The sequence below is a fragment of the Ralstonia mojiangensis genome, assembly GCF_023955645.1.
Lineage (GTDB): Bacteria > Pseudomonadota > Gammaproteobacteria > Burkholderiales > Burkholderiaceae > Ralstonia > Ralstonia mojiangensis.
Window position 1 is genome coordinate 866,713 of sequence record NZ_JAMXHU010000002.1, and the last position, 14,448, is coordinate 881,160.

Genomic DNA, 14,448 nt, shown 5'->3' on the forward strand with positions numbered 1-14,448 from the left:
GGCGTGCAGCCCCGATAGGGCCCATCTACAACATGGGGATCTGTTGTAAGACGTTCCGCAAACGTTGGGCGGAGTAGGGGGTGGGATCGGCGGTTTTGTTTAGGGCTCGCCGATCCCAGGCCATCGGTCAGGCGACGGCGCTGGCTGCATCGGCCTTGATCAGGCCCTCGGCCGTCAACGCTTCAACCACCTGCGGCCGCGCACCCACCCGCGCCATATACGCCTGCACGTTCGGATACGCGCTCATCGGCAGCGCCAGGAAGTTCGTCCAGTTCAGCACCGCAAAGGCATAAGCGTCGGCCACGCTGTACGTGTCGGCCAAGTACGGCTGTTTGGCGAAGCGTGCGTCGAGTTCGGCAAAGCGCTTCGCCAGCTTGTCCTTGGCGCCCTGGCGGGTGGCTTCGGGCGTGTCCTTGTACCAGAGCGGGCCGAAGCCTTTGTGCAGCTCCGTGCTGACGAAGGTGAGCCACTCGATCACGGCCAAGCGGTGCGCGCTGCCCGGCTTGCCGATCAGGGCCTGCGCCGGGTCGAGGTCGGCCACGTATTGCAGCAGCGCGGCGGCTTCGGTGTGGCGCGAGCCATCGGCCAGCTCCAGCAGCGGCACGTAGCCGCGCGGCGAGATCGTGTAGAAATCCGTGCCGTCGGCGGTGAGGTGCTTGGCAAGGTCGACGGCGGTCAGGTCAAACTGCACACCCGCTTCGCGCAGGGCGATATGAACGGCCAGCGAGCAGGCGCCGGCGGAGTAGTAGAGCTTCATGGTTGTCATCTCGTGAACGGGTTGGGAAGCCGCCGACGGCGGCGGTGACGACACTGTAGGATTGCGCCAGTGCCAACGAAATAGGCGGAGCAGCAAATCATGCTTGCACAGACGCAATACCGATTAAGCGCGGCAGACCTTGAGATCGTGCTGGCGATGGTGCGCACGGGCACGCTGGCGGCGGCGGGCGAGCGGCTTGGCGTGGATGCATCCACCGTGTTCCGGTCATTGCAGCGCATCGAGCGCGGGCTGGGCGCCACGCTGTTTGCGCGTTCGCGTACGGGCTATCTGGCGGGGGACTTGGCGCAGGCCCTGGCCGAACAGGCCGAGCAGGTGGAGTCCGCGCTCGAGGCCGCGCGATCGGCGGTGCATGCGGTGCCGGATCAGGTGTCGGGCACGGTGCGCATCACCACCACGGACACGATCTTGGTCGGCATGGTCGCGCCCGCGTTGAAGGCGTTGCAAGCCGAGCACCCGAATCTGAGTTACGACCTTCGTGTGAGCAACGAGCTGGCCAGCCTGACCCGGCGCGATGCCGACATTGCCGTGCGGGCCACACGGCGCCCGCCCCAGCATCTGGTGGGCAAGCACATCGGGTCGATTCGCGTGGGGCTGTACGCAGGGCGCACGAGCGGCATCACCTACGCCGATGTCGAAGCCGGCCGCACGCCGTGGCTCGCGATTGACGACGCCATTCCGGATCACCCATCAGTCAGTTGGCGCAAGCGACATTTCCCCAAGGTCATGCCCACATACTTCGTCAACAGCCTGCAGATCGCGGCCGAGATGGTCGGCATGGGCATGGGCGTCGGGATCCTGCCCGTGGTGATGGCACAGGAACGCCGCGATCTGGTGACATTGCGGGATCTGCAAGATGCCAATCAATCGGAACTATGGCTCCTGACGCATCCGGAATCGCGCCATCTGCGGCGGATTGCCGTGGTGTATGGGCACTTGGCGCAGACGCTGCGTTTGCCGTAGTTCAGTTGGCAGCAACGGCCGCGGCGATCGGCTGGTCTTCGGGAATGAGCGCGGCGCGGCGGCGCAAATCCTCTGTCGTGTCGCCATTGCCATCGGGCCGCCAGCCTGGCGGGCGGAACAGATAACCAAGCACTTCGCCAGCTGAGCGTGCAGTCTTCAGGTCCTGCCACAGCGCGCGCCAATGTGCGAATTCGATCACCAGCAGGTTGTACGTGCGCATCGGGTGCACGAGGCCGTAGCGGCAGGGCACGTCCTTGCGCTCGGGGATGTACGTGCCGAACAGCCGGTCGAACACGATCAGCACGCCGCCGTAGTTGCCGTCGAGGTATTCGAGGTTGGATGCGTGATGCACGCGATGTGCCGAGGGCGTGTTCAGCACCCATTCCAGGGGCCCCAGGCGGGGGATCCACGTGGCGTGAATCCAGAACTGGTACAGCAGATTGAGCGACAGCAGCATCAGCACGATGCGCGGAGGCATGCCCAGCAGCGGCGCCAGCGCAAAAAACGCCAGCGTGCCGGTCAACCGTCCCGTCCAGCCGAAGCGGTAGGCCGCCGAAAGGTTCAGGTCGTTCGGCGAATGGTGGATGGCGTGCGTACACCAGAACCAGCGCACGCGGTGCGCGGCGCGGTGGTACCAGTAGTAGCAGAACTCCTGGCCGAGAAAGCACGCAACCCAGCCTGTCCAGTGATCCATCGGAAGCGTCCAGAGACGATGCTGGTAGACCCATTCCAGGCCTTGCGTCCAGAACGCCAGCGGCAGCAGCCAGCGCAGTGGGTACTCGCGTACCAGGAAATCCACCACCGATAAGCCCGCCGCCTTCCAGTCGTAGTTGGCCCAGCCGTTTCTCAATGACAGCACGATCGCCTCGGCCAGTGACGACACCAGCACGAGCACGACGGCAATCTTCAGAATGGTGAACAGCACGGCCATGGCGCTGGGCTCCCGGCTCCGTAGGAATGCCAGCGACGGTACTGCAAACGGTGCCGGGGCGGCAATTGGGGCCGACGCGCGGGCGTCTTACAGCGTATTCAGCGCCCCCATGTGTTGTTGCGGTTGTGCAGAAAGATGTGCACGCCCCCGCTCTTGTCTTGTGCCACGCCCGCGCTGCCCCAGGGGTAACGCGTCAGGCCGCCAGGATCCTTGCCGAGTTTGCTGGCGATCCAGCGGCGGTGGCGTTCTTCCACGACGCCGATGTCGTCGTACGAAACCGGCTGCGCCAGCTCAACGAATACGCTGACCAACGCATCGGCCTCAAACCGCAGGCTGACGGTCACGGGCGTGGTGTCGTCCAGCACCGCCACTGTCGCGAATTGGCAGGGGACGTCTTTTCCCTCGACGCTCACGGACCGCACAGGCCCGACTGCAAAGCGTGCCGGCAGGGCATCGGCTCGTGTCTGCGGCGTGACGCGGATGTCAGCGAACCGGATGTCTCCGGTGGCGGGGTCGATGTGGAAGGCGTCTTGCATGGGCTTCGGTTTGAAGGGGGTGAATTGCCTGGGCAATCACGTGGTGAGTTTCCTTTTATAGCAGCCATCCCCCCCGTGGGGGCGGGTTTCGCCGCCTCAAGTTCGCCTGCGCGGTGCCGTAGCAGCTTGGGTGGCCCCCGACAGCCAGCAGTCGGTTCTGGAGGGCGCTGCGGCAAATACCGTACGCAGTCAGATTCATGGAAAACGTTTGGCCTAGAAGAATCATGATCTCCTCTCTCCGCACCCGAATTCTCCTCATCTCATCGGCCACCGTGGTTGGCGCCCTCGCGCTGTCCGGCGCGGCCACATATTCCATCGTGCGTTCGAACACGATGGAATCGATTGACCAGAACCTCGCTGCCATTGCCAGCGGCAACACGCTCGCCATCGACAAATGGGTCGCGGCGAAGGCTCAGGCCGTCAAGGCCACCGCCGGCGTGATCGAGCACGGAGACCCGCAAGGCTTCGGCAAGCACATGGGCGACGCCAACGGCTTCCCCATCATCACGATCGGCTGGACTGACAAGAGCTTCATCTCGACCAGCGCCACCACGCCCAAGGACTACGACCCGACCGGCCGCCCCTGGTACAAGCAAGCCCTTGCCGCAGGCCAACTGCTCGTCACCAAGCCCTACGGCGACGTGTCGACCGGCGTGCCGTACGTTTCATTTGCTGCGCCGCTCGTCAAGAACGGCGAAACCACCGGCGCGCTCTCCGGTGCCGTGCCGCTGGATGGCGTGCGCGAGGTGGTGGCAGCGGTACACCCGACACCGTCGAGTCTCGCCTTCGTGGTCGCCAAGGATGGCCAGGTGATCGCCCACCCCGACGCAAAATTAATGCTCAAGCCGGCCACCGACGTGGCGGCCTCGCTCACCGTCGATACGCTGGCCAACTTGGCCAAAGCCACCACGCCGCTGGAGGTCGACCTGGCTGGTGCACCGAAACTGCTCAAGGCACAGGCCGTGCAGGGCACCGATTGGTACCTCGTGATTGCGCTGGACAAGGCTGAAGCCACCGCCGGTTTGCGCAACGTCGTCAATGCGCTGGCCGTGGCCATGGTGCTGCTGACGCTGGCCGCCGTGGGCATCGCCGCGTTCTTCACGTCGCAGTCGTTCCGCCGCCTGTCGCAGGTGCGTGATGCGATGGACACCATCGGCTCCGGCGGCGGTGACCTCACGCATCGCCTGCCCGTGGTCGGCAACGATGAGGTCGCGCAGATCAGCGCCTCGTTCAACACGTTCATCGACAAGATTGGCGAAGTGCTGCTGGACGTGCGCGCCAGCGTCGACAGCATGAAATCCGCCACCGGCGAGATCGAAGCGGGCAACCGTGATCTTTCCAACCGCACCGAAGTTTCGGCCAGCAACCTGCAGGAAACCTCTGCCGCGTTGACGGAGCTGACGACCAGCGTGAAGAACTCCGCCGATGCGGCCGTGCAGGCCACGCGCCTGGCGAGCGACGCAAGCGATGCCGCCACGCGCGGTGGCGACGTGGTCTCCAGCGCGGTCAGCACGATGGACGAGATCGCCAAATCGTCGGCGCGCATTACCGAGATCATCGGCGTGATCGACAGCATTGCGTTCCAGACCAACATCCTCGCGCTGAACGCTGCGGTAGAAGCCGCCCGTGCCGGCGAGAACGGCCGCGGCTTTGCCGTGGTGGCCGGCGAGGTGCGCACACTGGCGCAGCGCAGCGCCACGGCCGCCCGCGAGATCAAGGACCTGATCCAGGCATCGGAAGCCAGCGTGAAGACCGGCGCGCAACGCGTGCAGGCCGCCGGCGCAACGATGCAGGAGATCGTGCAGGGCATCGAGCGTGTCGCCCGCATCATCGGCGAGATCGACGGCGCGATGCACGAGCAGAGCACCGGAATCAGCCAGATCGATCGCAGCGTCGCCGAGATGGACCAGGCCACGCAGCAGAACGCCGCGCTGGTGGAGCAGTCGACCGCCGCATCGTCGATGCTCAACGAGCAAGCGCAGGGCTTGGCACGCACGGTCGGGCTGTTCAAGCTGCGCAACGCCTGACGCGCCGTACCCCTCTTCACCGCGCCCGGGCCGGGTGCTCCTTTGCCTAGAATGGAGCCCCGGCAACTTCCCCCGCGCCTCTTGCCTTCGGCGGACGTTGCCTGACCTCAACGCTCCGCCGGTATGCCCAATGTGCTGATCCTCGGTGGCCGCGCGCCGGTGGCGCTCGACCACGCCCGCCGCTTTGCCCACCAGGGGTGGACGGTCTGCATTGCCGACAGCATTCCGTGCCAGATCAGCGGCGCCTCTCGGGCTGTCGCGGCCACGTTTCGCATTGCATCGCCGCGCCATGCGCCTGCGCAGTTCGCGGCGGACCTTGCGCGTATCGTGCGCGAGCGCAGCATCGATCTGGTGGTGCCGACGTGCGAGGAAGTCTTTTTCGTATCGCGCTACCGGCATCACTTGCCGAACCACGTGCGGGTGCTGGCCGAAGACTTCGACAAGCTGCGCGCGGTGCACAGCAAATGGACGTTCCTTGAACTTGCGCAGGATTGCGGCGCAGATGTGCCGGTCTCCGCGCGGGTGCGCACGCTGGATGAAGCGCGTGCCTGGGCAGGCGGGCGCCCAGTCGTGCTCAAACCGGAGTTCTCGCGCTTTGGCGTGCATGTGCGCCTGTATCGCAACGGCATTCCTGATGATGCACCGCCGCTGGCCGACCTGGGCGCGTGGGTGGTGCAGAGCTTGGTGGCAGGGCAGGAGTTCTGCTCGTACAGCGTGGCCGATCGCGGCCGACTCGTAGCCCATGCGCTGTATCGCCCCGACTGGCGCATGTCGACCAGCGCGAGTTTCTACTTCGCGCCTGCGCGCATCGACGCGGTACGCGGCTTTGTCGCCGACTTCGCGCGCAAGCTCGACTTCACGGGACAGCTTTCGTTCGACTGGATCCAGCAGGCCGATGGCCGCGTGAGCCCGCTCGAATGCAACCCGCGCGCGACCAGCGGCTGCCACCTGTTCGGCCTTGACGATGCACTGCCCGCCGCGCTGGCCGGCACGCTCGACGGCTGCATCGAACCGTCGCCCGGTGTGCCGCGCATGGCGGCTGCGGTGATGGCATCGGCGGGGCTGTTCGATGCGGTGCGCCACGGCAGGCTGCGCCAATGGCGCCAGGACTGGCGTGCCGCCACCGACGTCATCGCCACGCCGGGCGATCGCGGCCCGCTCTGGGGCGGCGTGTGCGATCTCGCCGCGTATGCGCGCATGGCGATCGCGCAGCGTTGCAACATGCGCGAAGCCGCCACACAAGACATCGAGTGGGACGGCCAGGAGCTACCCGAGGTATGAATGCGCCCGGCGCCGTGCCGCACGCATGCTTTGCCGACAAGGCGGGCGCGTTCCTGCACGTGCATCGCGGGCAGGCGTCGCTGCCGTTTGTCGCCAATCTGGTGACGCAGGTCGATGTGGTGGAGGCCGGCAGTTTGCCGCTGCCGGTAACGATCAACGACAGCGAGGATCGCGCCGGTCATGCCGAGAATGCCTGGGTCTGCTCGCCCATCACCACGTATGGCCGCTATGCAGCGGAAGAGTCCGAGCGGTTGATGCCGCGTATGCTGCGGCCGCTCTTGCGCGGTGCGATCGGTCTGGCCGATGCATGGATGCGGCATGCGCAACTGGACCGGGCGGTGGCCGTCAACAACTGGCTCGTCAGCACGAACCTGTATCCATCGGCAGCGGCGTTCGATCTGGACGCGCTGGTGCGTACGTGCCGCGACCGGTGGCCCGGCCGTGCGATCTGGCTGCGTTCGCTCAACACGATCCAGCATGCCGACTGGCTGCGCGCCACCACGGCCGCCGGCTTCGATTTGATCCCCACGCGGCAGGTCTATCTGTTCCAGCACCTGCAACGTGCGTCGCGCGCGTCGGAGCTGCGTCGTGACCTGCGGCGGGATCTCAAGCTGCTCGACGCGACTCCGCTGACTTTCGTGCCGCACGACGCCCTTACCGATGCCGATTTCGCGCAGGCCGAGCGGCTGTATGCGCAGCTCTATCTCGACAAGTATTCCGCGCTGAACCCGCGCTATACCGCTGCGTTCATGCGCGCATGGCACGCGGCGGGGCTGCTCGAGTGCGCGGGCTTTCGCGATGACGATGGTGTGCTGCGCGCGGTGGTCGGCGTGTTTGGGCAAGGGCCGTTGCTGACTGCGCCCATCGTCGGATACGACACGACGTGGCCGCAGCAGGCCGCGCTGTATCGTCTGCTGATGGCGCATGTGCTGCGCCTGACCATCACGCACGATGCCGAACTGAACCTGAGCGCTGGCGCCGCGCACTTCAAGCGCCTGCGCGGCGGCATGCCGGCCATTGAGATGAGCGCCGTGTACTGCCGGCATCTGCCGCCCGCCACGCGCCGCGCCATTGCCGTGCTGCGCACCCTCACAACCCGGATCGGCGTGCCGATCATGCAACGCTTTCAGTTATGACTGCCTGGAACGCCACGCTGCTGCGCGGTTGGTATCCCGTTGCCGAAGCGCACCGCCTGCGCGACAAGCCAACGCGCGTGACGGTATTTGGCCGCGCGGTGGTGCTTGCGCGTTTGCCCTCGGGCGGCCTGCTTGCGCTTGATGACCGCTGCCCGCATCGGCATGTGCCGTTGTCCGACGGGCAGCTCGTCGGCGAGACACTGCAGTGCAAGTACCACGGCTGGACGTTCGGCGCCGACGGCCGCTGCACCGCCATGCCGGGCATGTGCCCGGGCGCTGCTGTGCCCGCCGTGCAAGTGCACGCGTGGCAGGCGTTCGAGCACGACGGGCTGATCTGGATGAGCGTGCGAGCGCCAGGTGAAGCTGCGCCTGCTGCCTTGCCAGCATTTCTGCAGCGCTTGCCGCCCGGCAGCCGCCGCTTTCTGTGGAGCACGCTGTGGCAGGCCCGCCCGGCCGATGCGCTGGAGAATTTTCTCGATCCGCTGCACACGCACCTTGTGCATCCTGGCCTCGTGCGCAGGCACGGCGCGCGCCAGCCCGTGACGGTGACCGTCACCCAATCGACACATGGCTTGCAGGTGGATTACACCGGCCAAGCGCAGCAAAGCGGCTTGCTGTACCGCTTGTTCGAATCGCCCCGCACGGTGGAGCGCGCGCATTTCGGTATCGCTGCGCCCGCCACCGCCCAGCTCGAATACCGCTACGCCAACGGCAGCGCGCTGTATTTCACGCTGCACTTCACGCCCGAAGACGAGATGCGCACGCGCCTGTTTGCCACGCTGCATGTGGAAAAGCGCTGGGCGCCCGCCTGGGCCGTGCGTGCATTCGTCTGGCCGTTCCTATATCGGGTTGCCGAGCAGGACCGGCGGGTGGTCGAAGCGCAGGCTGCCAATAGTGTGCGCTTTGGCCGGCAGAACGGCATCTCCACCGAGCTCGACTTTGTGCGCCCCATGCTTGATGCCGTGTGGATGCCCAACGGCAAGCCCGTGCAGACCGGTGAGCGCGTGATGCGGATATTGGTGTAGCGCGTGCAGCCTACTGACCCGGAGGCGGGCAGGCGAGCACTGTCGACAGCGCGTCCGCGCCGATGGTCACGCTGCCCGCGAACGGGCGGTCGTGCAGCACCAGCAGGAAGAAGATCATCCCGAAGCCCGCCGTGAACAGCGCCAGCGCAATGCGGCGCTCCCGGGCAGCCCCCCGGTGCAGTTCGGCAATAACGAAGGCATTGGTGAACAGCAGCCACGCCATGGCCGCCAGCTTGATGCCGCTCAATTGGCGCTTGGCGAGCTGTAGCCGCGTGGCCCGGGCGTTCTCGATGGCATCCAGGCGTTTTTCCAGCTCGTCGAATTCGTGCGCAATATGCTGGGGCGCATCGATGCGCCGCACATCGGCCGGTGCGGTCCCGCGCAATGCCTGCTGCGTGCTGTCGTAGCGCGCTGCCCAGACCGATTCACGCAGTTGCGCGAATGCACGCGCGGTCTGCGGACTCGATTGGCGCGCTGCCATGGCCGGCCATTCGTCCTCCACGGCGCTACGCGCGTAGACCAGTAGCGCGGTCTGAATGGGGGTGGCGAGCTTGGCCGGGAGGGCTTCGAGAATGCGCAGCGCCTCTGCGGCGGCGATGCCCTCGCGCTCGACGGCGGCTTCGGCGCGGGCGTTCTGCGTCCAGATATCGCTGGAGATGAAGCCGATGATCACCGCCGTGGGCACCAGCAGTCCGGTCAGCAGCGTGCCGATGATGTTGGCGCCCGGCCGGGTCGGCCACAGGCGCGCCAGCATGGCAGACACCGCCGACGCGCCGGCCGAGACGATCCCCAGCGAGACGAAGCACACCGTCAGCAGCGCCGAATTGGAAAGGGTGAACAGCCAGCTGTAGTAATCGAAATGATGCATGGTGCGCGGCACGCCCGCCCGGGAAGATGGGGCGGCATGCTCTCACGCGCGGTGTGGCCGGTTCAATTGCCGCCGCGGGGTGTTGGCGCAAATGGTGACGGCGTCGCGTGGGATGGTCGCTGCGTCTCAGCGCTTGGCGCGACTCTCCGTGGAAAGCAGGGGGGGGAAGCGCCTTGCGGGCGGTAGCTGCGCCCTCGGGAGTCGCCCTAAGTCTCCGCGCCCGGGGGCCGATGCGACAATCGCTGCGTGAATTCATCTCGATCACCACGGATCGCCGCATCCCGACGGCGGCCGCGTCAAGAGGAGGCATCATGCATCGCCATCGTTCTGTTGCCGCCGTCCGGGCGGTTTGCGCTGTGGCCGGATTTGCCGCGTTGGTCGGTCACGCCAGCACATTTGCGCAGGCGTCGGCTCCGGCTGCGCCGCCGGCCGCCCAGCCCGTCCCACCGCTCTCGGCGCAGATCATCAACATGGGCGGCATGACCCCGGACGAGATCGGCCCCGTCATCGCCGAGATGGGTACGCTGCGCACGAAGACCCTGGTGACGGCGGCCAACGGCACGGTCGGCATCCAGGTGGGCACCGTGGCCAAGCACACGCATACGTACTCGGACGAGATCCAGTACGTGATGTCGGGCACGGCCACCGTCTGGCTCGACAACGGGGCGCGCGAAGTCCGGGCGGGCGATCTGATCGTGATTCCGCGCGGCGTGGTGCACGGAACGCTGACCACCAGCACGGATTTCAAGGCGATGGCGATCAAGCTGCCGCCGCAGCGCGCGGGCGATACGCACAAGGTGCCGTGATATCTGCGCCGTGATCTGCGGGATGTTGGCCTGGGTCAGGGTGGGATAAAAACACCATCCCTTACAATGGCGCCCTCCTAAAGAGTCCATCGCCATGTCCGCCCCGCTCGCCAACGACACCTTCCTGCGCGCCCTGCGCCGCCAGCCCACCGACTACACGCCGCTGTGGCTAATGCGCCAGGCGGGCCGCTATCTGCCCGAGTACAACGCCACGCGCGCGCGGGCCGGCAGCTTTCTCGGCCTGGCCAAGTCGCCGGCATATGCGACGGAAGTGACGCTGCAGCCGCTGGATCGCTATCCGCTGGACGCGGCGATTCTGTTTTCCGACATCCTGACCGTGCCCGACGCCATGGGCCTGGGCCTGTCGTTCGCGCAGGGCGAGGGCCCGCGCTTTGCCAAGCCGGTGCGCACGGAAGCCGATGTGGTGGCGCTGTCGGTGCCGGATATGTCGTCGCTGCAATATGTGTTCGATGCCGTGGCGGAAATCCGCCGGGCGCTCGTCCAGGACGGCCGCCAGCGTGTGCCGCTCATCGGCTTCTCGGGCAGCCCTTGGACGCTCGCCTGCTACATGGTCGAAGGCGGGGGCTCGGACGATTTCCGCACCGTCAAGTCGATGCTCTACGCGCGCCCGGACCTGATGCACCGCATCCTGGAGATCAACGCGCAGGCCGTGATCGACTATCTGAACGCACAGATTGAGGCCGGTGCCCAGGCTGTGCAGGTGTTTGATACCTGGGGCGGGGCGCTGGCCGATGGCATCTACCAGGAGTTTTCGCTGGCCTACATGGCGCGCGTGGTGAAGGGTATTCGCCCCGGGGCCGACGGCCAGCGCGTGCCCGTCATCCTGTTCACCAAGGGCGGCGGCCTGTGGCTCGAAGCCATGGCTGAGACCGGTGCCGACGCGCTGGGCGTGGACTGGACCGTCAATCTGCAGCTCGCCCGCCAGCGAACGGCAGGGCGCGTCGCCCTGCAGGGCAACCTGGACCCGACGGTGCTGTTTGCCGAACCCGACGCCATTCGCGGCCAAGTGCGCCGCGTGCTGGAAGACTACGCAGCCAGCGGCGACAGCGACGGCCACATCTTCAACCTCGGTCACGGCATCTCGCAGTTCACGCCGCCCGAAGCCGTGACGGTGCTGGTGGACGAGGTGCACAGCTTCAGTCGCGCGCTGCGCACGAAAGCGAAATAACACGTATGAGATCAATGTTGCGGTGCGATAGCGTTTGAATTGAGCCGCAGTAGTGCGTGAAGCCGGGGGCACGGGTGGAATCTTCGCCGCTTTGGTGCAGTAGGGGTGAGTGACTACTCGCGTGCGGGTGGCCCCATCTGGCCCCGAAGGGGTGTCAAGCGATTTATTTCGCGCTTTCTGGTGCGTTGCCGGCTGTCAAGACTTGACTTATGCACAAAGCTGTCGCGGCTGGTTCTTTCCGCGGCGCAACAGGGGCGGCAGTGTGCATCCAACGCATAAGTGTTTGATTTTTCTGAAAGAAAGCCGCGTGCGCGTAAATCGTGCAAGCTAGAAAAACGGTGAATCCATTGGCCTTCGTGGGCGCGGCAGGCGACTTTTCAACAAAGTTATCCACAGGCTGTGTGGATAGCCCGGAAAACGGTCGCCGATCAGGGCGCCAGGGCGCAAACCTCAAGTAACACTTGAACATTGAGCCGGCCACGACAATGGCTGTGAAGGCAAGGTGAGATGGGCAAGACGCATTTCCCAGGTGCAGGATCCGCCGCTGCATCGCAACAATCCCTTTGCAATTCAACCGTTTGCGCTTTGCATGACCACCACCCAAGTCGACGCCGCTTTCTCTGATGCCAGGGCGTCGGCCGCCATCGCGCGCGTGGTGATCGATACGCCGCTTGATGCGGTGTTCGACTACCGGTGCGGGTCGCCTGTGCTTCCCGGGCAACTTGTGGTCGTGCCGTTCGGCAATCGCCGTGTGGTGGCGTTGGTGGTCGAAACTGCCGCGACCACCGACGTGCCGCAAGAGAAGCTGCGCGATATCGAGCGCGTGCTCGACTGGGTACCGCCGCTCGACGGCGAATGGCGTGCTCTGGCCGAATTTGCAGCTGGCTACTACCACCGTGCCCTCGGCGAGGTGACGTTGCCGGCACTGCCACCGCTCTGGCGCACGCCCGGCAGCTGGGACAACCTCGCGCGCCAGGCCAACGAAACCGTCTACGTGATGTGCGAGCCAGCACGGGCCGCGTTGCTGGACAGCATTCCGAAACGTGCCTCGGGCGCCATGCGCCTAGCCGAAGCGCTGACCGGCGATGGCGAGCTGTCCACCAGCGCTGCCGTCGAACTGCACGGGCAAGCCGTCGCTAAGCTGCGGGATTGGGCAGCCGTTGGCTGGCTGCGCGCAGAACTGCGGCCGAAGGCGCTGTTGCCGCAACCGCTCGAATTGCCGGCACCGTCCGTCGCGCCTGCCCTGAACGATGAACAGGCCGCCGCCGTGGCGGCCATTGCCCAAGCGGGCGCGGCCAGCACGTTCAGCCCGTTCCTGCTGTACGGCGTTACGGGCAGCGGCAAGACCGAGGTCTACCTGCACGCCATCGCCGACGCCCTGGCGCGCGATCCTGCTGCGCAGGTGCTGATGCTGGTGCCCGAGATCAACCTGACACCGCAACTGGAAGCGCGCATTGCGGCGCGTTTTCCCGGGGTGCCGATGGCGGCGCTGCACAGCGGCCTGGCCGAACAGCCGCGTGCGCTGAACTGGCTCGCAGCGCATCGCGGTGAGGCGCGCATCGTGCTCGGTACGCGGCTGGCGATGCTGGCGTCGCTGCCCAACCTGACGCTCATCCTCGTCGATGAGGAGCACGACACGTCGTACAAGCAGCAGGAGGGGCTGCGCTACTCCGCACGCGACCTGGCGCTATGGCGTGCCAAGCAACGCAACATCCCCGTCGTGCTGGGCTCGGCCACGCCGTCGCTGGAAACCTGGTGGCGCGCCGAGCAGACTGCCACCACGCGCCTGACGCTCTCGCAACGTGCGCAGGCTGAAGCGGTGCTGCCGAGCGTATCGCTCATCGACCTGAACCTGGAACGCCGCGCTGGGCGTGAGATTCGCGATGGGCTGTCCAAACCGCTCGTCGATGCGATTGCCGATCGCCTCGCGCGCGGCGAACAGAGCCTGCTGTTTCTCAATCGCCGTGGCTACGCGCCCGTGCTCTCGTGCGACGCGTGTGGCTGGCTCTCGGGCTGCCCGCGTTGCTCGGCGTACCTGGTGCTGCACAAGCCCGAACGGCGCCTGCGATGCCACCACTGCGGGTATGAATCCCGCATCCCGCATCACTGCCCCGACTGCGGCAACGTCGACATCGCCCCGCTCGGGCGCGGCACCCAGCGTATCGAAGAGACGCTCGGCGAGCTGTTTCCGCAGGCGCGCGTCGCCCGTATCGACGCCGATTCCACCCGCCGCAAAGGCAGCGCGGAAGCGCTGTTCGACACCGTGCACGAGGGCAGCGTCGACATCCTGATCGGCACGCAAATGGTCGCCAAGGGGCATGACTTCCAGCGGGTGACGCTGGTGGGCGTGGTCGCGCCCGACTCCTCACTGTTCTCGCACGACTTCCGCGCAGGCGAGCATCTCTTTGCATCGCTGATGCAGGTGGCCGGCCGCGCGGGCCGGGCCGGGTTGGCGGGGGAAGTGCTGATTCAGACGCGGTATCCGGATGCACCCGCGCTGCAGGCGCTGGTTCGGCACGACTACGGCGGATTTGCGCGGCAATTGCTGCGCGAACGCAAACAAGCCGGGTTGCCGCCGTTTGCCTATCAGGCGCTGCTGACCGCAGAGCACAAGGAAGTCGCGCGGGCGCTGGAGTTCTTGGGCGCTGCGCGTTCGGCTGGTGAAGCCTTGGCCGCTGAATTGGGCGCGCCGGTGTTTCTGCATGATCCGGTGCCGATGACGATGGTGCGCCTGGCAAACCGCGAGCGCGCACAACTGCTGGTGGAAAGCGGCTCGCGCGCAGCGTTGCAGAAGCTACTGGCCGCGTGGACGGACGGTTTTGCGCAGATCGGCAAAACGGTCAAGGGCGTGCGGTGGCAGCTGGAGATTGATCCGCTGCGGATTTGAAGTTTTGGGGCCTTGATGGTGCAT

Annotated in this window: 12 protein-coding genes; 8 read left to right on the forward strand and 4 right to left on the reverse strand. The window is 66.2% G+C overall.

Annotation, left to right across the window (positions count from 1 at the left end; genetic code table 11):
• Positions 1–127: 127 nt before the first annotated feature.
• Positions 128–757, reverse strand: coding sequence for a glutathione transferase GstA (gene gstA, locus NG898_RS10850; protein ID WP_252692296.1), 630 nt, complete (start codon positions 755–757; stop codon positions 128–130).
• Positions 758–856: 99 nt separating this feature from the next.
• On the opposite strand from gstA, the gene NG898_RS10855 reads away from it, so the two are divergent.
• On the forward strand, positions 857–1,738 hold the full coding sequence (locus tag NG898_RS10855) for a LysR family transcriptional regulator (protein WP_252692297.1): 882 nt from the start codon (positions 857–859) through the stop codon (positions 1,736–1,738).
• A gap of 1 nt (position 1,739) precedes the next feature.
• Here the strand turns inward: NG898_RS10855 and NG898_RS10860 are convergent, their stop codons facing one another.
• Both NG898_RS10860 and NG898_RS10865 read right to left on the reverse strand, forming a co-directional pair.
• Complete coding sequence (locus NG898_RS10860; protein WP_252692298.1) at positions 1,740–2,669, reverse strand: sterol desaturase family protein; 930 nt, start codon at positions 2,667–2,669, stop codon at positions 1,740–1,742.
• Between the two features lie 98 nt (positions 2,670–2,767).
• Positions 2,768–3,205, reverse strand: coding sequence for a hypothetical protein (locus NG898_RS10865; RefSeq protein WP_252692299.1), 438 nt, complete (start codon positions 3,203–3,205; stop codon positions 2,768–2,770).
• A gap of 224 nt (positions 3,206–3,429) precedes the next feature.
• Here NG898_RS10865 and NG898_RS10870 point away from each other — a divergent pair, with 224 nt between their 5' ends.
• The 4 genes from NG898_RS10870 (at position 3,430) to NG898_RS10885 (ending at position 8,674) form a co-directional block, all read left to right on the forward strand.
• On the forward strand, positions 3,430–5,232 hold the full coding sequence (locus tag NG898_RS10870; protein WP_252692300.1) for a methyl-accepting chemotaxis protein: 1,803 nt from the start codon (positions 3,430–3,432) through the stop codon (positions 5,230–5,232).
• Positions 5,233–5,355: 123 nt separating this feature from the next.
• Entirely contained in the window at positions 5,356–6,513 is a 1,158-nt protein-coding gene (locus NG898_RS10875) for an ATP-grasp domain-containing protein (RefSeq protein WP_252692301.1), read from the forward strand.
• A complete protein-coding gene (locus NG898_RS10880; protein WP_252692302.1) occupies positions 6,510–7,649 on the forward strand; it encodes a hypothetical protein in 1,140 nt (379 codons plus the stop codon). The genes NG898_RS10875 and NG898_RS10880 overlap by 4 nt, the downstream gene beginning before the upstream one ends.
• On the forward strand, positions 7,646–8,674 hold the full coding sequence (locus NG898_RS10885; protein ID WP_252692303.1) for a Rieske 2Fe-2S domain-containing protein: 1,029 nt from the start codon (positions 7,646–7,648) through the stop codon (positions 8,672–8,674). Before NG898_RS10880 ends, NG898_RS10885 begins: the two co-directional genes overlap by 4 nt.
• Before the next feature lie 10 nt (positions 8,675–8,684).
• On the opposite strand, the gene NG898_RS10890 is transcribed toward NG898_RS10885, so the two are convergent.
• The gene (locus NG898_RS10890; protein WP_252692304.1) at positions 8,685–9,542 is read right to left on the reverse strand and encodes a bestrophin-like domain; all 858 of its coding nucleotides are present in this window, start codon (positions 9,540–9,542) and stop codon (positions 8,685–8,687) included.
• A gap of 311 nt (positions 9,543–9,853) precedes the next feature.
• Here NG898_RS10890 and NG898_RS10895 point away from each other — a divergent pair, with 311 nt between their 5' ends.
• The 3 genes from NG898_RS10895 (at position 9,854) to NG898_RS10905 (ending at position 14,424) form a co-directional block, all read left to right on the forward strand.
• A complete protein-coding gene (locus NG898_RS10895; protein WP_252692305.1) occupies positions 9,854–10,348 on the forward strand; it encodes a cupin domain-containing protein in 495 nt (164 codons plus the stop codon).
• A 94-nt stretch (positions 10,349–10,442) separates the two neighbouring features.
• Positions 10,443–11,537: a uroporphyrinogen decarboxylase gene (gene hemE / locus NG898_RS10900; RefSeq protein ID WP_252692306.1), complete on the forward strand. Its 1,095-nt coding sequence runs from the start codon at positions 10,443–10,445 to the stop codon at positions 11,535–11,537.
• Positions 11,538–12,126: 589 nt separating this feature from the next.
• Positions 12,127–14,424, forward strand: a complete 2,298-nt coding sequence (locus NG898_RS10905; RefSeq protein WP_252692307.1) for a primosomal protein N' — start codon at positions 12,127–12,129, stop codon at positions 14,422–14,424.
• Positions 14,425–14,448: the final 24 nt, after the last annotated feature.